Source organism: Geobacillus jurassicus NBRC 107829 (assembly GCF_001544315.1).
Lineage (GTDB): Bacteria > Bacillota > Bacilli > Bacillales > Anoxybacillaceae > Geobacillus > Geobacillus jurassicus.
Genome location: NZ_BCQG01000029.1, coordinates 24,270 through 43,737, shown reverse-complemented (window position 1 = coordinate 43,737; position 19,468 = coordinate 24,270). Strand labels below are relative to the sequence as shown.

At 51.8% G+C, this 19,468-nt stretch carries 20 protein-coding genes and 1 other annotated feature; of the genes, 7 read left to right on the top strand and 13 right to left on the bottom strand.

Annotated features, from left to right (window positions below):
- Nucleotides 1-94 precede the first annotated feature (94 nt).
- The 3 genes from GJ1_RS10060 to GJ1_RS10050 all read left to right on the top strand — a co-directional run bounded on the left by GJ1_RS10060 (nucleotide 95) and on the right by GJ1_RS10050 (nucleotide 1,871).
- Nucleotides 95-508: a globin domain-containing protein gene (locus GJ1_RS10060; protein WP_066231789.1), complete on the top strand. Its 414-nt coding sequence runs from the start codon at nucleotides 95-97 to the stop codon at nucleotides 506-508.
- Complete coding sequence (gene spxH / locus GJ1_RS10055; RefSeq protein WP_066231786.1) at nucleotides 501-1,397, top strand: ClpXP adapter protein SpxH; 897 nt, start codon at nucleotides 501-503, stop codon at nucleotides 1,395-1,397. The genes GJ1_RS10060 and spxH overlap by 8 nt, the downstream gene beginning before the upstream one ends.
- A 276-nt stretch (nucleotides 1,398-1,673) precedes the next feature.
- The gene (locus GJ1_RS10050) at nucleotides 1,674-1,871 is read left to right on the top strand and encodes a hypothetical protein (protein ID WP_066231783.1); all 198 of its coding nucleotides are present in this window, start codon (nucleotides 1,674-1,676) and stop codon (nucleotides 1,869-1,871) included.
- A gap of 13 nt (nucleotides 1,872-1,884) precedes the next feature.
- Here the strand turns inward: GJ1_RS10050 and pepF are convergent, their stop codons facing one another.
- The 4 genes from pepF to mecA form a co-directional block, all read right to left on the bottom strand.
- The gene (gene pepF / locus GJ1_RS10045; protein ID WP_066231779.1) at nucleotides 1,885-3,708 is read right to left on the bottom strand and encodes an oligoendopeptidase F; all 1,824 of its coding nucleotides are present in this window, start codon (nucleotides 3,706-3,708) and stop codon (nucleotides 1,885-1,887) included.
- On the bottom strand, nucleotides 3,705-5,030 hold the full coding sequence (locus tag GJ1_RS10040; protein ID WP_066231775.1) for a competence protein CoiA: 1,326 nt from the start codon (nucleotides 5,028-5,030) through the stop codon (nucleotides 3,705-3,707). The genes pepF and GJ1_RS10040 overlap by 4 nt, the downstream gene beginning before the upstream one ends.
- Before the next feature lie 202 nt (nucleotides 5,031-5,232).
- Nucleotides 5,233-6,741: a cardiolipin synthase gene (cls, locus tag GJ1_RS10035; protein WP_066231772.1), complete on the bottom strand. Its 1,509-nt coding sequence runs from the start codon at nucleotides 6,739-6,741 to the stop codon at nucleotides 5,233-5,235.
- A 96-nt stretch (nucleotides 6,742-6,837) separates the two neighbouring features.
- A complete protein-coding gene (gene mecA / locus GJ1_RS10030; protein ID WP_044732056.1) occupies nucleotides 6,838-7,518 on the bottom strand; it encodes an adaptor protein MecA in 681 nt (226 codons plus the stop codon).
- 212 nt (nucleotides 7,519-7,730) lie between these two features.
- Here mecA and GJ1_RS10025 point away from each other — a divergent pair, with 212 nt between their 5' ends.
- A complete protein-coding gene (locus GJ1_RS10025) occupies nucleotides 7,731-8,390 on the top strand; it encodes a TerC family protein (RefSeq protein ID WP_066231770.1) in 660 nt (219 codons plus the stop codon).
- A gap of 221 nt (nucleotides 8,391-8,611) precedes the next feature.
- Here the strand turns inward: GJ1_RS10025 and spxA are convergent, their stop codons facing one another.
- The gene (spxA, locus tag GJ1_RS10020) at nucleotides 8,612-9,010 is read right to left on the bottom strand and encodes a transcriptional regulator SpxA (RefSeq protein WP_044732058.1); all 399 of its coding nucleotides are present in this window, start codon (nucleotides 9,008-9,010) and stop codon (nucleotides 8,612-8,614) included.
- 298 nt (nucleotides 9,011-9,308) lie between these two features.
- Between spxA and GJ1_RS10015 the strand changes: the two genes are divergently transcribed.
- The gene (locus GJ1_RS10015; protein WP_011230317.1) at nucleotides 9,309-9,491 is read left to right on the top strand and encodes a hypothetical protein; all 183 of its coding nucleotides are present in this window, start codon (nucleotides 9,309-9,311) and stop codon (nucleotides 9,489-9,491) included.
- Between the two features lie 88 nt (nucleotides 9,492-9,579).
- Here GJ1_RS10015 and oppF read toward each other — a convergent pair whose 3' ends face one another.
- From oppF to GJ1_RS09990, 5 genes are all read right to left on the bottom strand, one after another.
- Nucleotides 9,580-10,515 carry an ABC transporter ATP-binding protein gene (oppF, locus tag GJ1_RS10010; RefSeq protein ID WP_013523169.1) on the bottom strand — a complete coding sequence of 312 codons (936 nt, stop codon included), beginning with the start codon at nucleotides 10,513-10,515 and terminating at the stop codon, nucleotides 9,580-9,582.
- Nucleotides 10,508-11,569, bottom strand: a complete 1,062-nt coding sequence (locus GJ1_RS10005) for an ABC transporter ATP-binding protein (RefSeq protein WP_066231767.1) — start codon at nucleotides 11,567-11,569, stop codon at nucleotides 10,508-10,510. The genes oppF and GJ1_RS10005 overlap by 8 nt, the downstream gene beginning before the upstream one ends.
- 21 nt (nucleotides 11,570-11,590) lie before the next feature.
- The gene (gene opp3C / locus GJ1_RS10000) at nucleotides 11,591-12,613 is read right to left on the bottom strand and encodes an oligopeptide ABC transporter permease (protein WP_044732061.1); all 1,023 of its coding nucleotides are present in this window, start codon (nucleotides 12,611-12,613) and stop codon (nucleotides 11,591-11,593) included.
- Nucleotides 12,610-13,539, bottom strand: coding sequence for an oligopeptide ABC transporter permease (gene opp3b / locus GJ1_RS09995; protein ID WP_066231764.1), 930 nt, complete (start codon nucleotides 13,537-13,539; stop codon nucleotides 12,610-12,612). The genes opp3C and opp3b overlap by 4 nt, the downstream gene beginning before the upstream one ends.
- Before the next feature lie 119 nt (nucleotides 13,540-13,658).
- Nucleotides 13,659-15,311, bottom strand: coding sequence for a peptide ABC transporter substrate-binding protein (locus GJ1_RS09990; RefSeq protein ID WP_066231762.1), 1,653 nt, complete (start codon nucleotides 15,309-15,311; stop codon nucleotides 13,659-13,661).
- Nucleotides 15,312-15,730: 419 nt separating this feature from the next.
- Between GJ1_RS09990 and GJ1_RS09985 the strand changes: the two genes are divergently transcribed.
- Nucleotides 15,731-16,105 (top strand): DUF3899 domain-containing protein, encoded by a 375-nt coding sequence (locus GJ1_RS09985; RefSeq protein WP_066231758.1) that lies wholly within the window; start codon nucleotides 15,731-15,733, stop codon nucleotides 16,103-16,105.
- A 50-nt stretch (nucleotides 16,106-16,155) separates the two neighbouring features.
- Nucleotides 16,156-16,389 (top strand) — a binding site (T-box leader).
- A gap of 52 nt (nucleotides 16,390-16,441) precedes the next feature.
- Nucleotides 16,442-17,428: a tryptophan--tRNA ligase gene (gene trpS / locus GJ1_RS09980; RefSeq protein WP_066231756.1), complete on the top strand. Its 987-nt coding sequence runs from the start codon at nucleotides 16,442-16,444 to the stop codon at nucleotides 17,426-17,428.
- 61 nt (nucleotides 17,429-17,489) lie between these two features.
- Here trpS and GJ1_RS09975 read toward each other — a convergent pair whose 3' ends face one another.
- The 3 genes from GJ1_RS09975 to GJ1_RS09965 all read right to left on the bottom strand — a co-directional run bounded on the left by GJ1_RS09975 (nucleotide 17,490) and on the right by GJ1_RS09965 (nucleotide 19,463).
- On the bottom strand, nucleotides 17,490-18,230 hold the full coding sequence (locus GJ1_RS09975; protein WP_066231753.1) for a YjbA family protein: 741 nt from the start codon (nucleotides 18,228-18,230) through the stop codon (nucleotides 17,490-17,492).
- 85 nt (nucleotides 18,231-18,315) lie between these two features.
- The gene (locus GJ1_RS09970; protein ID WP_066231749.1) at nucleotides 18,316-18,522 is read right to left on the bottom strand and encodes a YuzI family membrane protein; all 207 of its coding nucleotides are present in this window, start codon (nucleotides 18,520-18,522) and stop codon (nucleotides 18,316-18,318) included.
- Between the two features lie 137 nt (nucleotides 18,523-18,659).
- Nucleotides 18,660-19,463 (bottom strand): DUF2268 domain-containing putative Zn-dependent protease, encoded by an 804-nt coding sequence (locus GJ1_RS09965; RefSeq protein ID WP_066231746.1) that lies wholly within the window; start codon nucleotides 19,461-19,463, stop codon nucleotides 18,660-18,662.
- Nucleotides 19,464-19,468 lie beyond the last annotated feature (5 nt).

The window sequence follows — 19,468 nt, the reverse complement described above, 5'->3', positions numbered from 1 at the left end:
CGCTCGAGTCACTTTGTTTGAGATCCATGCGTGCTGTTGATAAAATAGCAATCAAACGACAACGAATGAGTTTCAAACAAAAGGAGCATCCGCGATGGGAGAACAATGGCAAACCCTTTATGAGGCGATCGGCGGAGAGGAGACGATTGCGAAACTTGTCGAGGCATTTTACCGACGTGTGGCCGCGCATCCGGACTTGCGGCCCATTTTCCCTGACGATTTGACGGAAACCGCCCGCAAGCAAAAGCAGTTTTTAACGCAATATTTAGGCGGCCCTCCGCTTTACACAGCAGAGCATGGACACCCAATGCTGAGGGCGCGCCATCTCCGCTTTGAAATTACGCCGAAGCGGGCGGAGGCATGGCTTTCCTGCATGCGGGCGGCCATGGACGAAATCGGCTTGTCCGGGCCGGCGCGCGAACAGTTTTATCACCGGCTTGTGCTCACCGCCCACCATATGGTCAACACCCCGGATCATCTGGACAGAAAGGAGCATTCCCTTGAGTGAGAAGTTTGCTGGGAAGACGACGGCGCCCGCCTGCTTCCCTTCCCAGCCGCTAGGCAACACGAACAAACCGCTCGAGCTGTATTTGTTTATCGATCCTTTATGCCCGGAATGCTGGGGGCTGGAACCAGTCATCAAAAAGTTGACGATCGAGTACGGCCGTTTTTTTACCTTAAGGCACATATTGAGCGGAACATGGGCGACATGGAGCGCACGCAAAGGAACGAAGCCGGAGGCAATGGCCAAAGCATGGGAGTGGGCGGCGAGCCGAACCGGCATGTCATGCGACGGGAGCGTTTGGCTTGAAAACCCGATTTCGAGCCCGTTTGCCCCATCGCTCGCCATCAAGGCGGCGGAAATGCAAGGAAAGCGGGCTGGCCTTCGCTTTTTGCGCAAGCTGCAAGAACAGTTCTTTCTCGAAAAACAAAATGTCGCTGATTTGTCGGTGCTCGCCGAATGCGCCGTCGAAGCGGGCTTGGATGTCGATGAATTTCTGCGCGACATGCACTCGCCCGGAGCGGCGAAAGCGTTCCAATGCGATTTAAAAATCACCTCGGAAATGGACGTCGACGAAATTCCTACGCTTGTGTTGTTTAACGAAAACATTGAAGACGAAGGCATTAAAATTTCCGGATGCTATCCGTATGACATCTACGTCGAATTGATCGCCGAAATGCTCGGCTTCCATCCTGAGCCGTCCTCTCCCCCTCCGCTGGAATCATTTTTAAGCCATTTTAAATTCGTCGCCACAAAAGAAGTTGCCGTTGTGTACAACTGGACGATCCAAGAAGCGGAAACGGAAATGAAAAAGCTGCAGCTAAAGCAAAAAGTGGAGCGGGTGCCCGTCAAACACGGAACATTTTGGCGCTATATCGATAATGCCCGTCCCTAGCGATCTGCTAGGGACGGGCACAAGAAAAAGCCCGGCTGATGCCGGGCTTTTTCTTTTTGCCAAGACAACAAAGGGGATGGGAGAAATTGTTCACGGTCAAACAAAGGGGTATCAGGTTTTGTCTTCCGTTCACATTTTTATCTTAACAAACGGCCGCTTCCATTGGCAACCCGCTTGCTCGATTGTTCACATTATTGTCATAATTCACCCTGCGTCATGAACAGGCAGACAAACAGCATATAATCAACTAAGGCAAACGGAAAAAGGGGCATCGCCATGAAGCAACGCATCGTCTTATCCCTTTGGGCGGCGGCGTCCGTTTCTGCATTTATCCTGAACTTGTTCGGCCTCATGCAGCTCCTTCCGCTCTGGACGACCATGCCGCTTTTGTTTCTCTCCTTGCTTGGTTTGGTAGCGACATGGAACCGCCGCCATCAGTTTCGGGGATTTCCGTCGAAACGAATGCGGCTGTAGCGCCGCATTCGTTTCATTTCTCAAGCAATCTCTCCATCTCTTCGAGCTTTTCGGCGAACACTTGACACGCTTGGCGGATCGGCTCGGCGCTCGTCATGTCGACGCCAGCTTTTTTCAGCACTTCAATCGGGTAATCAGAGCTGCCGGCTTTCAAAAAGTCGATGTACCGCCCCACCGCCGGCTTCCCTTCTTCCAAAATCTGTTTGCTGAGTGCAGTCGCCGCGCTGAAGCCGGTCGCGTACTGATACACATAGTAGTTGTAATAAAAATGCGGAATGCGCGCCCACTCGAGGCCGATTTCTTTGTCTACGACAATATCTTCGCCAAAATACTTTTTATTTAAGTCGTAATAAAGGGAAGTCAGCGTCTCAGCCGTCAACGCCTCTCCTTGCTGCGCCTTCACATGGATCAAATGCTCAAACTCAGCGAACATCGTCTGTCGAAAGACGGTGCCGCGGAACCCTTCGAGGTAGTGATTGAGCAAATAGAGCCGCTTTTTCTCATCATCGATCGTTTTCAGCAAATAGTCGTTCAACAGCGCCTCATTGCACGTCGACGCCACTTCAGCGACAAAGATTGAATAATGGGCGTACGGATATGGCTGCGTTTTGCGTGTGTAGTAGCTGTGCACCGAATGGCCAAACTCATGCACAAGTGTAAACAAATTGTTCACATTGTCCTGCCAGTTGAGCAAAATGTACGGATGGGTGCCGTACGCTCCCGACGAATAGGCGCCGCTTCGCTTTCCTTTGTTTTCGCGCACATCGACCCAACGGTTGTCAAGACCTTCTTTCACGATCGCCACATATTCCTCGCCAAGCGGTGCAAGCCCTTCAAGCATGTACTGCTTCGCTTCCTCGTACGTTACTTCCATTTTCACATCTTTAACAAGCGGCGTGTACAAGTCGTACATATGCAGCTCATCAAGCCCAAGCACTCGTTTGCGCAGCCGTACGTACCGGTGCAACAGCGGCAAATGTTCGTGAATCGTGGCGATCAAGTTGTCATAGACGCTCTCCGGAATGTTGTTCGCATCCAGCGCCGCTTCCCGCGCCGAACGGTAACGGCGGACGCGGGCGAAAAAGTTGTCCTTTTTCACCGTGCCGGCGAGCGTATTGGCGAACGTGTTTTGAAACTTTTCATACGTATGGTACACGGCATAAAACGCATCGCGGCGGACGCGACGGTCAGCGCTTTCTAAAAAGCGGATGAACCGACCATGCGTCACTTCGACTTCCTCGCCGTTTTCATCGATGATCGTCGGAAACGTCAAATCAGCGTTGTTTAACGCGCTGAACGTGTCGGATGTCGCCTGCATCACCTCGGCCGCCTGCGCCAATATCGCTTCTTCTTCTGCCGACAATACATGCGGGCGCTGGCGCGTAATCTCGTCTAGCGCATGCGCATACAAGCGAAGCGGTTCGTATTGTTCCAAAAACGAGCGCAACACCGCTTCATCGATCGCCAAAATTTCCGGCACGATAAACGCCATCGCGCTCGATGCTTCGCTGTACAAGCCTTTCGCCCGAGCGTCAAGCCCTTGGTAAAACGAGTTCGTCGTATCTTGGTCATAGCGCATATGGGCGTATGTATACAGCTTGCCGAGGCGCATCGACACTTCATCTTGGTATTGCAATGCTTCATACAGCACTTCCGGCGATTCGCCAAGCCGCCCTTTGTATTCGCTAAGCTTCGGAATCACCGCCTTTACTTGCTTGAATTCTTCTTCCCAAGCATCATCAGTCGGAAAAATGTCCTCAAGCCGCCACGTTTCTTCCACCGGAATCTCGCTTCGCAGCGGCAGCGACTTTTTCGTTTTCTTTTCCTCCACTGTCATCGTTCCTCCTTGCAAATCATCATACACGAATTATTATTCACCATTTCGTTCATCTTTTCCTGTTTTCTGCTCATTTTTTCCACTCTCCCGAACTCAAGCGCCGAGCAATAGCAGCTAAGCGCTGGCGTTTGGCGGATTTGTTCAAGAAGCGCGGCGTCTTGGCGAATCACTTCGTCGACAGTTGCCGGAAACGACAGCGGCTTCACCAAATGAAGCCGTCCGCCCTCTTCGCGATGGAGATAGCCGAGCAGGCTCAACCAATGCAAATACTCGCCGACGGCCTCGCGATGCGTATCCCGGCCGACAAGCGGCAGCCGGCGCGGGGCGAGGCGGCCGGTGCGGATTTTCTCGTCAAGCCATTGAAATAAAGACGATGCTGTCATCGGCCGATCCGTCTTGCCAAGAAGAAACAAAAGCACGTACGTTTGCCAAATAAACGGCGCCGTCTCCCATAAATACCCTCGCGGAAGCGGCCAGCCTGCTTCGGTCGGAAACAGCGGCGGAACGATGCCCGTCTGGTAAAAGTCAGCACAAATGCGGCGCACGGTTTGGTTCGGATACAGCGGAAACGTCCGCCGCCATTGCTTTTTGCGTTCGAGCCAACGTTCCCAAAACGCGGGCGGAAGCGGCAACGGGCAGGAAGCCATCCAATCGGGGAAAGAAAGCGACGAAAGCGGAACCGAATCGACCACAGCCAATGTCCGCTGCACCGACAGCGGCAACGGGCGGACAAGATGGATGAAGCGCTTCGTCTCTGGGCTGTAGTACCATATATGCGGAACAACCGAATGCGGGACACGGTGGGCAAACAGCCATTGAAATCGGGAAAGCAGCACTTCACCCGAATATTTTGTCGAACGCCGCAAATGATGGGCTCCTAACACCCACAACGGGCGGATGCCGAGGCGGCGATAGCCGTCATTGCGTTCGCGAAACAGCGATTCATCGATCGTGGAACATTGGTATTCGAGGGCATAAAGGTGAGGGCCATGGCGGAACAATACATCAGGTCGCTGCTTGATGGCGGGCAAATACGGCTCGAGCTTCGCCTCGATGCCTTGGCGGATGAGCCACGCGAACAAGTCTCGCTTACCGGTTAAGTGGCGCTCCGACTCCGGCTCGTGCTCGACCGGGCAGGCCGTCCCTTTCCGATGGGCAAAATGCGGCAAACGATAGCGGCCAGATCGGAGCACCACTTCTTGGCGGCACGCGGGACAAAAAAACGGTTCCTGTCGTTTCAGGCGCATCAGCCGCTCTCGTTCCCATCGTTCCGCCCCGGCAAGTGAAACCGGCCTGCCATCGGTTGAGAGAGCGACAAACAATGCGATCACTTCCTTTCCAGTGAAAAATGGTTGCCTGCGGGCGGGAGCCGTTGAGAGTGTCCTCTGCTTCCCCCCCTTAACCATCCAGCTCTTCCCTTTTATTCGTCGACCATCGCCGTTTTTCCTGCCCTGAGCCAGACTGCGCCAAAAAAAGTCCGCCGATTCGGCGGACTTGGCGTCACAAGCGCTTTTGCGCAGTTTATCACAACAGCGGCGACAACAGGCGGGAGACCGATTCAGCGACACGCACCCGGAACGGGCGCTGTTGAAACTGTTCGTAATCGATCATGGAAGCGTGGCGAAAATCTTCCAAAAAATCGCGGACGAGTTTATGAATGCTGTCGGTATAATACAAAAAGGCGTTCACTTCAAAGTTTAAATGAAAACTGCGCATATCCATGTTCGCCGTGCCGATCGAGGCAAGCTCGCCGTCGACGACGATGACTTTGCTGTGCAAAAACCCTTTTTCATACTCGTAAATTTTCACCCCGGCCTCGAGCAGCTCGGGAAAATACGAGCGCGAAGCGTAAAAGACAATTTTTTTGTCCGGACGCTTTGGCGCCAGCAGGCGAACGTCGATGCCGCTTAACGCCGCCACTTTGAGCGCCGTCAAAATGTCCTCATCCGGCACAAAGTACGGCGAGGCAACCCAAATCGATTGTTTCGCCGACGTAATCATGGCAAAATACAGCTGTTTGATCACTTCCCACTTTTGGTCCGGACCGCCGGCGATGAGCTGCACCCCGCCTTGCCCTTCCTCGACGATGAGCGGCGGCGACAAATAGTCCGGCGTCAACAAGCGTTCCCCCGTCATGTAATACCAATCTTGCAAAAAAATGAGCTGCAGCGTCCGGACGGCTTCACCACGGATCAATAAGTGCGTATCACGCCAAAATCCGAAATATTTGTTTTTTCCTAAATACTCATCCCCGATGTTCAGCCCGCCGACAAAGCCGACGCCTCCATCGATGACAATGATTTTTCGGTGATTGCGGAAATTGATCTGGTTGCTTAAAAACGGCAGGCGCACTGGCGAAAACGGGATCATCTCGACTCCGGCCGCGCGCAGCTCCTCGATATAGGCGTTTGACAGCTTCCAACTCCCAACGGCATCGTACAAAAAACGGACGCGCACCCCTTGGCGCGCCTTTTCTATCAAGACGCGCTTCAACCGTTGACCGATTTCATCATGACGGACGATATAATATTCTAAATGAATATGGTGCTCCGCTTTTTCCAGTTCGGCAAAAATGGCCGAAAATGTCTCCTCACCGTTGGTCAACACCGCCGTCTGCGACGCGAGTGAAACCGGATGCCGGCCGATGCGATAAGCAAGGCGCAAAAGCGGACGCTGATGGGGCGCCATCGGCAGCCGCTCGATGGCAATCGGTGACGGCTCTTGGAACTTGAGCAGCACCGCCTCATCAAAATCGGCTTTCTTTTTATAGCGTCGTTGTTGCCAGTAATTGCGTCCGAACAATAAATAGAACAAAAAGCCCACGATTGGAAAGCTCCCCAGCACCGCCAGCCAAGCGATCGTCTGCGCCGGCTTCCGGTTCTCGAGGGAAATGACAAAGGCGATGAACACAACCGAGCAAGAGATGAGCACACTCAAAACGCCGAGCAGCTTCCCTTCCCACAACCCACGCGTCAATACTAACAACGCACCAACAATGACGACGAGAATCGCCACTCTAGATGTGTTTCGCAACAAAACCCCTCCACCCAGCTCTTCATCATAGCCGTTTTACTTCCGTTAACGCAGAAAACGCCGATTTCTGGCGGCGAAATCGGCGGAATGGAAACATTATGGGGCTGGAAAATACGTTTTGATCGTTTCGAGTGCATTGTCGCCCATAATTTCAGTCCCGTATTCTTCAAGGCGATAAATCGTCAGCTGCGAATCGCTTCCGTATTCCAACAGAAGGCTGAGCATATTGTCTACTTCCTGCTCGGTGTAGCGCTCGTCAAACTCGACGAACAAGTAATAGCGGCCTTCAAATTGGAACAGGCGGTTCGACAGCTCGGAGAAGTCGGCGCGGTGAGCCAAGGAAATGACGTCCTCGATGTCCTTGAACGAAAGGATGAACTGAAGAACGTCTTGCTCTTCTCTCTCCTCGGCATCTTCGGTTTGGCCAAAGTGGAAATGGTGGCCGAACAGCGATTCCACCTTTTCATCAGCCGACAGCGAAAACTCGCGCCATTTCTCTTCTGGAAGCGGCAGCTCGAGCTTGCTTCCGTCTTTAGACAACTGCGCTTTCGTCACGACGACTTCGAGCCCTTTTTCGAGCGCCTGCACTTGGATCCAAAGCGGGCCATCGAGCGAAAAATCGCTTTCGCCATGAACTTCATCCATCATCTCCCAAAATAATTCTTCACTCCGTTCCCGGTTGTACCAAATTTCCTCGCGGTCAAAGCCGCGCTCCTCTATATCAACATACGAAATGTAAAACTTCACGGTATGCTCGTTGATGCGTTCGATTTCCATTTCTCAACTCTCCCTTCTAAAAACAAAGAAATAAAAAAGGGAAGGGATCGTGCCCCTAAAACTATTTAAATAAAAAACTTATATCTTGTACTTTTATTTTATGATAAAAAGCGAGAGAAGGGAAATAAAAAAACGCGTTTTTAAAAATTGGTTATGAAACCGGCCATGCCCTACTATAATGATGATGAACACGGACGGAATGAGGGACGTCTATGGTGGATGAATACATCGTCTCGATCTTGCTCATTATCGGCATTGACATCGTTCTCGGCGGGGACAATGCAGTTGTCATTGCATTAGCGAGCCGCAACTTGCCGGAACAAAAGCGGAATATCGCCATCATTGCCGGCACCGCGTTGGCGATCGCCGTCCGCATTGTATTGACGGCAGCCGTTGTTTGGCTGTTAACCATCCCCTTTTTGCAGCTTGCCGGCGGCATCATCCTCTTTTGGATCGCCTTGAAGCTAATCGGACAAAAAGACGAAAAACCAGCGGTGATCAAAGCCGAACCGTCGCTTTGGAAAGCCATCCAGACGATCGTCGCCGCCGATGTCGCCATGGGCCTTGACAACGTTATCGCCATCGCTGGAGCGGCTCAGGGCCATATCGGACTTGTCATGTTCGGCTTTCTCTGTTCCGTTCCTATCATCATTTTAGGCAGTAAAATCATCCTTTATTCCTTGGAACGGTTTCCGGTTCTCATTTATGCCGGCGGCGCCCTCTTAGCGTACACCGCTGGAAAGATGATCGCCGCAGAAGAGCGGCTGCGACCGTTTTACCCCCCGAATGGGGAGACGCTTTTTCCGATGGCGGCAGCCGTTCTTGCCGTGTTGCTCGGCTTTATGGCCAATCGCCGGTCGCGCGCCGTGTAAATGGCGTTGAACGGCAGATGTTGAATGCTCTTCCATCTGCGCAAACAAGAGACGGGAGAGTCTTGGGAATCCTTGCCCAACGCCAGGCTGTTGGCCAAGCCAGCTCTGTGTGTCCCACGTTTTCGCTGCGCCCACTTCCGCTGATCGCGTGGAAGTGGGGATCTTCTCGGTTAGAGATGATAAAAAACTTCTACATGGCATGCCATGTAGAAGTCTGTTTATTAGCCGTTCACCAGCCGTTGCGCTTCGCGAAGCTGATACGCCCGCACTTTGCGCGGCAGGAAGCGGCGGATTTCATCCTCGTTGTAGCCGACCTGAAGACGCTTTTCATCAATGATGATCGGTCGACGTAAAATGCCGGGATTTTTTTGAATGAGTTCATACAAATCTTGCAGCGGCAGAGACTCCAAGTTAATGTTCAGCTTTTGGAATACTTTCGAACGGGTGGAAATGATCTCATCCGTCCCCGTTTCCGTCATCCGCAAAATTTCTTTAATCTCCTCGACCGTGAGCGGCTCGGAGAAAATATTGCGCTCGACATAAGGAATATTGTGCTTCTCGAGCCACGCCTTCGCCTTCCGGCATGACGTGCAGCTCGGTGATGTGTATAGCTTGACCACTTCGATCACTCCTTTTGACAAGGAATCCCTTGCTTCCCTCGTCCGTCAGACGACAGACGTGCACCGCTATGCCGGTTTGACGTCTGACAGCATAGCGACACGGCCTGAATGCCAGTCTGGCGATCAGCCGCTTTGCCAATCGTTTGCAAATTGAAATGACTTTAACATGATATATTATACAATACATCGGCCAAGAAAGATATAGTTTTTCGATGATAAATGCAATTTTCTTTCCTCTTCCAAAGTGAAGACAAATCCTCTACAATCAAAGTAGAAGAGGAAAAGGGAGGAAGAACCGATGGCCGGCTATTTCATCGACTTTGCCATTGCTTCGGCATTGATCGTCGTCCTCACCGCATTGATGGGGAACATCAGCAACACAATCGGAGAGCGGATGTTCGGTCGAAACAAAAGTGGAAAGCATGTCGAGGCCTCTCGCCGCATCCAACAAGGATGGAAAGTCGTCGGGGGAAAAAAATAACGCGCCAAGACAGGCGCATAGGTGGGCGCCGCCTCTTTCACCGTTCGCATCATGCGGCGATGAAGGAGCGGCGCTCTTTTCTATTCTGCTAGGCATACATCGCCCGATACCGCTTATACTCTTCCTCCGAACAAAGCACAAAATGGCCAGGCGTAATTTCACGGAATTCAAGTTCCTCTCCATCTTTGTAGCCATGTTGCGCCGGGTCGTAAACGATCCGCTTGCGCGTCCGCTCCGTTTCCGGATCAGGAAGCGGAATGGCCGACAACAAAGCTTTTGTGTACGGGTGGATCGGATTGCGGTACAGCTCTTCCGATTCGGCGAGCTCGACCATTTTCCCGAAATACATGACGCCGATCCGGTCGCTGATGTATTTCACCATCGACAAGTCGTGGGCAATAAACAAGTACGTCAACCCTTTTTCACGCTGCAGGCGCTTCAGCAAGTTGACGACTTGCGCCTGAATGGAAACGTCAAGCGCCGAAATCGGCTCATCGGCGATGATGAACTCCGGCTCGACGGCCAGCGCGCGGGCGATGCCGATCCGCTGGCGTTGACCGCCGGAAAACTCATGCGGGTAGCGGCTGGCATGCTCGCGGTTCAACCCGACCGTCTCAAGCAATTCATACACGCGCTGCATCCGTTCTTCTTTCGTTTTCGCCAGCCCGTGGATGTCGATGCCCTCAGCGATAATATCCGCGACCGTCATCCGCGGATTCAAGGACGCATACGGATCTTGGAAAATCATCTGCATTTTCCGGTTTAACTCTTTCAGCTCTTTTTTCGATTTTTTGCCGTGAACATTGACCCCGTTAAACAGCACTTCCCCGTCTGTCGCCTCATAGAGCCGGATGATCGTCCGCCCCGTTGTCGACTTGCCGCAGCCCGACTCGCCGACAAGGCCGAACGTTTCCCCTTTATAAATGTCAAAGGTGACGCCGTCGACCGCTTTCACCACCTCACCGCGGCCAGCAGGGAAATACTGTTTCAAGTTTTTGACTTCAAGCAGCTTTTGTCTAGCCACGCGGTTTCCCTCCTTTCCGGGCGACGATGTCAGCGAACCGTTCCATCCGCTCGCGCACGATAGCCGGCGGTTCCACTTTCGGCGCCATTTCATGCAACAGCCATGTCGCCGCATAGTGCGTATCAGACACTTGGAACATCGGCGGCTCGAGCTCGTAGTCGATTTTGAGCGCATACGGATTGCGCGGCGCAAACGCATCGCCTTTTGGCGGATTTAACAAATCCGGCGGCGAACCCGGGATCGAATACAGCTCCGTATCTTTATGATCAAGGCTCGGCATCGAGGCCAGCAACCCCCACGTGTACGGATGTTTTGGATTGTAAAAAATTTCATCCACCGTGCCGATCTCGACAATTTTGCCGGCATACATGACCGCCACGCGGTCGGCCATGTTGGCGACGACCCCTAAATCATGGGTGATGAAAATAATCGACATGCCGAGCTTTTTCTGAATGTCTTTCATCAGCTCCAAAATTTGCGCCTGAATCGTCACATCAAGCGCTGTCGTCGGTTCATCGGCGATCAAAATTTTCGGATTGCACGCCAAGGCGATGGCGATGACAACACGCTGGCGCATCCCGCCGGAAAATTGGTGCGGGTATTGCTTCATGCGCAACTCGGCGTTTTTAATGCCGACGAGCTGCAACAGTTCTATCGCCCGTTTGCGCGCTTCGTCTTTCGACAACTTTTGATGCTTTAAAATCGCTTCCATAATTTGTTTCCCAATCGTCATCGTCGGATTGAGCGATGTCATTGGATCTTGGAAAATCATTGAAATTTTCGCACCGCGGATCGACTGCATTTCTTTCTCCGACAGCTTGGTCAAGTCTTTTCCTTCAAATAAAATTTCCCCTTGCTTAATCCGGCTCGGCGGTGTCGGCAACAGGCGCATCAACGCCTTGGATGTCACGGATTTCCCTGATCCCGACTCGCCAACGATCGCGAGCGTCTCCCCTTTATACAAGTCGAACGTGACGCCGCGCACGGCTTGCACTTCACCGGCATGGATGTCAAAAGAAATGTGCAAATCGTTCACCTGCAAAATTTTCTCCATCCGTTTCACCCCTTCCGTCGGTTATTTGCGCATTTTCGGGTCAAGCGCATCGCGGATTCCGTCTGCCACCAAGTTGAAGCTTAAAATGAGCAAGCTGATGACAATCGCCGGAATAATCATCAAATGCGGATACGTCTGAATCGATTTGTATCCATCATTGACAAGCGAGCCAAGCGACGCTTCCGGCGGACGGATGCCAAGGCCGATAAAGCTCAAAAACGCCTCAGTGAAGATGGCCGATGGAATCGTGAACATCGTCGTAATAATGATCGGGCCGATGACGTTCGGGATCAAATGTTTGAAAATGAGCCGTGATGTCGGCGCCCCGAGCGTCCGCGCCGCCAATACATATTCCATGTTTTTCAGCTTTAGCACTTGCCCGCGCACGATGCGCGCCATCGTTGTCCAACCGGTAATGACCATCGCCAGCGTGATGGAAATGATTCCAGGCTCAAAAATCAAAATGAACAAAATGACCATAATTAAATACGGGATGCCGTTTAAAATTTCAATGATCCGTTGCATGACATTGTCAACGCGGCCGCCATAATAGCCGGAAATGCCGCCGTACGCAATTCCGATCAACAAGTCGATCAGCGCCGCCAGCAAACCAATGTAAAGCGAAATGCGCGTGCCATACCACGTTCTCACCCACAAGTCGCGGCCTAAGTCATCCGTGCCAAACCAATAGTACTCTTTCACGCCGCGCTGTTTATACACATCAACGCCGTTCGCATCCCGGCCGTCAAACGGAAGCCAATGAACATGCTCGAGCACCGGGATTTTCGGCGGAAGTTTCGCATGCCGCAAGTTTTGATCCTTATACGTCCGGTCGCTTGCCATCGGGGCGATGATCGCCATGAGCGTCAAAATGATAATCATCACGAGCCCCACGATCGCTGCCTTGTTTTCCCGAAGGCGAAGCCAAGCATCCTGCCAAAACGTCAAGCTCGGTCGATTGATTTTTTCCTGCTCACCGACATTCGGCGGGGCGGGCTGAAACCATTCCGGTGAAAGTTGTTCGTATTGTTGTTTCGCCATCATTTTTTCCCTCCCGCTAACCGGATGCGTGGGTCAACAACCCCGTACAACACATCAACGATGAAGACTGCCAAAATCAACAAGGCTGAATAAAACAACGTCGTTCCCATAATAACGGGATAATCGTTCAGTTCAATCGAACGGACAAACTGCTCCCCAAGACCAGGGACAGCAAACAGTTTCTCAATGACAAGCGTTCCTGTCATTAAATTGACGGTCATCGGGCCTAAAATGGTAATGACAGGGATAAGCGAGTTGCGGATGGCGTGCTTCATAATGACCCCCGCTTGGCTGATTCCTTTCGCCCGAGCCGTCAAAATGTAGTCAGAGCTCAACACTTCCAGCATCTCGGTGCGCATAAAACGGGCGATACTGGCGATGACCCCGACAGAGAGCGCCAAGGTCGGGAGAATCGTATATTTGAAGCCTTCCCAAAAGGCAACCGGAAGCCATTGCAGTTTCACAGCGATGAAATATTGCAAAAATCCTCCTAACACAAACGACGGGATCGAGGCGCCCAACACCGCAATGACGGTAGCTGTATAATCTTCCCAATGATTGTGTCGAATCGCCGCGACAATTCCGAGAATCAACCCGACGATCGTTCCAAAGACAATCGCTTGAAACCCGAGCTGAGCCGACGGACCGATTCGGTCGCTAATGAGCTCTGTCACAGGACGATTGTCATATTGGAACGATACCCCCAAATCCCCCTTCAATAAATTCCCTAAATATTGAATGTATTGAACAGGCACGGGCTTATCCAATCCGTATTCTTTTAAAATGAGCGCCTTCTGTTCCGGCGTTAATTTCTCTTGGTTTTGCAACGGCGAACCCGGCAATAGCTTCATTAAAAAGAACGTTAACGTCGCAATAATAAACAACGTGATGACCATATAAACGAACCGCTGAAACGTATACCGCGCCATGACCGCACCTCCTCTGCTTTTCTATAATCTTCGCTGTTTTTCGACATTTTTCGCCTTGGCAGGCAAAAGGAGAGTATATGCCTATGCATATACTCTCCTCCGCATCTCTGAGAGAACGGTTACTCAATATACGCCCATTTCAAGCTGTAGTCAGCGCCGAACGTATGCGTGACGAAGTCTTTGACGTATTCACGCTGCAAGTAGGCGGCGCCGCGTTGATACAGCGGAGCGATCGGCATTCCTTCAAAGACGATTTTTTCCGCTTTCAGCATTGCATCCCAACGAGCTTGTTGATCGTTGGCAAGCGTCGTTTGCGCGTCTTTGATCAGCTTGTCGTACTCAGGATTCGACCAGCCTGTTTCGTTGTGCGGGCTTGTCGATGTCCAAAGCTGCAAGAACGTCATTGGGTCTTGATAGTCCGGACCCCAGCCGGAGAACGACAAATCATATTGCATGCTGCTTTCGAGCTTCAATTTTTGTGCAAACGGTTGTTGTTTAATATTGATCGTCAAGCCCGGCAAGTTTTGTTCAAGCTGCGCTTTCACATACTCGCCGATTTTCTTCGCGCTGTCGCTGTCATAGTTCAACAGCTCAAGCGTGAATTTGTCTTTGCCCAGCTCTTTTTTCGCTTGCTCCCACAGTTTTTTCGCTTCATCCGGATTGTAAGTGACTAAATCGCCATTGACATCACGGAAGTCTTTTCCATCCGGACCGGTGACGAAGTCCTTCGGAACAGTGTAGTTGGCCGGCACCGAACCGTTGTTAAGCAGCGTATCCACCATCGCTTGCTTGTCGATCGCCATTGCAATGGCTTTGCGGGCGTTGACATTGTTCAACGGTTCTTTCTTCGTATTCATGCGCAGCCAATAGAGCGACGGATCCAATTTCGTATGGAAGTTTTTATCGTTTTTGTACTTGTCGACGAACTCCGCCGTCAAGCCGACGCGATCCGCTTGTTTTGTTTCATACAAGTTGACGGCCGTTGCCGTGTCTTTCACGACTTTCACATTGACTTTTTCCAGCTTGACGGTGTCTTTGTCCCAGTAGTTCGGGTTTTTCGTGTACGTCCAGCCTTGTTCGTGCTTCCACTCGCTTAACACGAACGGGCCGTTGTACAGCGTCGTGTTGGCTTCAAGACCGTATTTCTCGCCTTGCGCTTTCACAAATTTTTCGTTTTGTGGCATAAACGTGCCAAACCCTGTCAAGCCGACGAAATACGGAACCGGGTTTTTCAGCTCCACTTGGAGCGTGTAATCGTCAAGAGCTTTGACGCCGAGCTGGTCAAGCGGCAGTTTGCCCGTGTTGACTTCTTCCGCGTTTTTAATGTCGTACATGATGTACGCATACTCGGATTTCGTTTTCGGATCAAGCACACGCTTCCAAGCGAACACGAAATCGTGCGCCGTCACCGGATCGCCGTTTGACCATTTCGCGTCTTTGCGAAGCTTGAACGTGTACGTTTTGCCGTCTTGGCTCACTTCATAGCTTTCCGCTACTCCCGGCACTGGCTTGTTGTCTTTGCCTAAACGGTACAGGCCTTCCATGACGTTGTTCAAAACGATGAACGATACTTGGTCGGTGGCAAGCGCTGAATCAAGCGTCGGAATTTCCGAAGAATCGAGCAAGTTCAGCACCTGCTCCTTCTTCTCCGCCGGCTTTTCGCCGCCTTGGCCGCCTTGGGCGTTGTTGTTGTCCTTGCCTCCGCCGCACGCTGCGAGGAACGTTGACAGCGCGAGAAGCAGGACGAGGAATAAAGAGAATCGCTTCTTCACTAAAAACCCCCTTAATATGTAGTGTATTACAAATCTTCTGAACTATTTGGTTTCAGAAGATTGTACTTACATCGCCTATTATATCCTGTATTAATATATTTGAAAAGGATTTTTTTATTTTCTTAAATAAAAAAAATTCGGACTACTTGCAAACAGGGATGAAGATCGGCTTGTATTTCCATCTGCATTGTAACGACTTTTGATGCAATTGTAAATAAAAAATTTCTGTCTATAGATAAAGAAAACGCTTACAATATAATTTTTTTTGCCCTTTCTCTCGGCTTCAAAACAAATCATTCCTGAACTTCCAAGTTTCTTCTGTGTTTTTTAATATAACTTTGTTAATAATTTTGACAACCTTCCCGTCCACACGGTTTATGATAAAATAAAAATGACAGCAGAAAGGCGGGAACAATGACATGAAACAGATCGCTGTTCGAACCGGATGGCTTGTTGCCGCGATGCTGGCGGTGAGCGCACTCATCGTGATGGGGCAGGGAGCATGGACCGCGGTGGCCTTTATTAACGTTTCGTTTTTGCTTTCCCTTTTGCCTCTGTCGCTCGGCGGGCTTTTGTTTGTTTATGAACGCGGTTTTTTCAACGGATTCGCATACGGGTTTCGCCGATTGCGCAGGAATAGAACGAAGGTGGAGCGGTATCTTGAGGAAGCGGCAGCAGAACATGAAACGGAGGAGCCGCTCAGTCCGCGGCGTTTCGCCATCACGTATCCGCTGCTCTTTTCTGGTCTGCTTCTGTTTCTGGTTATGATCGCCGCCGGGTATGCAGTGCAATAAGGTTGCAACAGCTGAATGTTTTCCGTATAATGTAAGGCAAATGTAGGATAAACCGAGCGATGAGAAAGAAGAGTACATATGGCGATGCCTTCAGAGAGCTTGTGGACGGTGCGAACAAGCGGCTAGCCATATGGAATGGGCTTTCGAGCTTCCCGCTGAACCGGCGGCGCAGTAGGCGAGGACGTTTCCCCGCGTTACAGGGGGCCATGCGTGAAGCATGGGCTGAGCGATTGTGCTTGTTGGCGCAATAAGTAGGGTGGCACCGCGGTCCTACCGTCCCTATCAGAGGGATGGCAGGGCCTTTTCATTTTTCATTACCATCGAGGAGTGAGAACGATGAAAACGATTTTTTCCGGCATTCAGCCAAGCGGCGTCATCACCCTTGGCAACTACATCGGGGCGATGCGGCAGTTTGTCGAGCTGCAGCACGAATACAACTGCTATTTTTGCATCGTCGACCAGCACGCCATTACCGTTCCGCAAGACCCACACGAACTGCGGCAAAACATTCGCCGCCTCGCCGCCTTGTATTTGGCGGTCGGCATCGACCCGACGCAGGCGACGTTGTTCATTCAGTCGGAAGTGCCGGCGCACGCTCAAGCCGCTTGGATGCTGCAGTGCATCGTTTATATCGGTGAGCTTGAACGAATGACGCAGTTTAAGGACAAATCGGCCGGCAAAGAGGCGGTCAGCGCCGGACTGCTCACGTATCCGCCGCTGATGGCTGCTGACATTTTGCTTTACAACACAGACATCGTCCCCGTCGGTGAAGACCAAAAACAGCATATCGAACTGACGCGGGATCTAGCCGAGCGCTTCAACAAACGGTATGGCGAGCTGTTCACTATTCCCGAGGCGCGCATTCCGAAAGTCGGCGCCCGCATCATGTCGCTTGTCGACCCGACAAAAAAAATGAGCAAATCCGACCCGAACCCAAAAGCGTACATTACGCTGCTTGATGATGCGAAAATGATCGAGAAGAAGATCAAAAGCGCGGTCACCGACTCGGAAGGAACGATTCGCTACGACAAAGAAGCGAAACCGGGCATTTCGAACTTGCTCAATATTTATTCGACGCTATCCGGTCAATCGATCGAGGAGCTGGAGCGGCAATACGAAGGAAAAGGATACGGCGTCTTCAAAGCCGACCTCGCTCAAGTGGTCATCGAAACGCTTCGGCCGATCCAAGAGCGGTATCACCATTGGATGGAAAGCAAGGAGCTTGACCGCGTGTTGGATGAAGGGGCGGAAAAAGCAAATCGGGTGGCATCAGAAATGGTGCGCAAAATGGAGCAAGCCATGGGGCTCGGGCGGCGGCGATAAATAGCCGCATCCAGCGAAGCCATACAAAAACGGGCAGGCGCCCATCGCCTTGGCCCGTTTTTTAATTGACTTTCGGTTCTTGCTCCATTTCCCACAGTTTTTCGAAAAATGGCTGCCCTTTGATCAAGTTTTCGCACAGTTGCTCGTGCCGCTTCGACCAGCCGTGTTTCGTCTCTTCGTACAACCGTTCCCATGCTTCCTCAAATGACATTTTTTGAATGTCCGCATACTTTTCCGGCGCCCATTCCGTATACCAATAGCGCACCTCAGCACCGTTTTTCGTCGAATACAGCTGGTCAAGCGCCATAAACAACAGCTGTTTCAACTGCCGCTCTTTGCGCGTGAGCCCGCACATCAGTTCCGGCGCCGGCGATAAAATGTGGTATTCTTTTTCATACCTCGGCAGCGGATAGTCCCGTTCCTCCGCTTCGACCGCCATTTCGTAGACGAGTTGTTCCTGACGCGGAATGAGGCGGCTTTTGCGGATCGGAATGTGGTAGCCGATCGTGTCGACGGCCAAAATGCCGTCTCCATCGGTCACGACGAAGCAATAGTCAAGCTGGATGCGTTCATGGTTTTTGCGGACGTACGCTTTCTGATACACGTCGTCTAACAGCGGCTTCGGAAGATCGGACAAACTGTTTTCAATGTAATGAAACACAGCCGGGGACACTTTTAACAGCGGCACTTGGTCAAGCAGTTCGATTTGATCGTCTTTGCGCCATTCGTGGAAATGGCAGACGTTATACCCGTTCTCTTCGCCTTCAAACCAGTTGACCCAGATGTCATGCAAGTAAAGCATGCGATACCCCTCACTTCCAGACGTGTTTGTCCATCAGTATAGGCAGAGGGCAAGAATTTTATTCCATTGCCCCCTCTTTTCCCCTCTAGGAGCTGTGGCTTGGAAACGTCAAACTCCCCCACATCAATAGGAGGCCGATGGGCAATAAATAACATTCCGCCCTTGTGGCGATATAAGATAAGTATTCGCTAAAACTGCGCTCCGGGGTGATGATGTTTAAATAGACGATCACCATCATGCCGCCGACGACCGAAAAACCGAAACCGACCAAATAAAAAAACAGGCGGACCATCGGGCTTCCCTTCCTTCTTGTCCACGTCCTTGTTCTATATATATGTCGGCTTCGTGGACAACATGCCTGTTTGCCGCCCGATGCACCTTTGCTCCTTGACGATAAACGGCATTGACGTGTTGCAACGCGATTCCGAGTTAAGATGCCCCCTGCTGCTGGACGTCAAACCCTGCCAACGCCGCGATTTCTTTCGCTTCCATCGCCATCAGTTTGGCGAGCGGATACCCTCGCTCAAGACAGCGGCGAACGATGGCATATCCGACCGCATAGCCGCCCATTTTCGGATGCCATCCAAGCCCGTACAAAATTCGGGAAGTATGTGGATGCGAAACGGGCAAATGTTGGTTTGGGACAATATAGCGCCGCCAAAACCGTTCAATCTCCGCATCAGTGTAATACTTCGTCCAGACCGCGCACTGCTCGGCGCCGACCATCTCGGCGACCGCATGCTCCGCCAATCCTTCCATAACGACTGCATCCAGCAACGTCGCATCTTCGCCTTCGTTCGGCAGCTGCTTGAGGCGGCAGACGTGGTTATATTCATGCGCCACCAACGCAGCGATCTCCTCGTCGCGATGATCAGGCAGCAAGAAGAAAAACAACTTATCGGCAAACGCCACCCCGCCTTTTCCTTGGAACTCGCGCTTCAGCTTCCGGTTTTCGTCATCGGCCGGCAGCAAAAACACCGGAACGTCCGGTCCCTTCCATATCACCCGCTGCCGATCATACAGGCGGTCGAGCCGCTCCCAAAGGCGGCTCGCCTTCATCTCCGGCAAAAGCCGCTCAGCCTGCCGGGCGCTTCGGTACATGCCATACAGCCGCAAATAGCTGTAAATATGACGCACCGGCGCCTCACCAAAAAGCGGCGCCAATCGCACGCACAAACGAAGCGGATCACCTTCATCCTCTTCCAGCCATCGATCGGTCGGAAGCAATCCCATCGCGT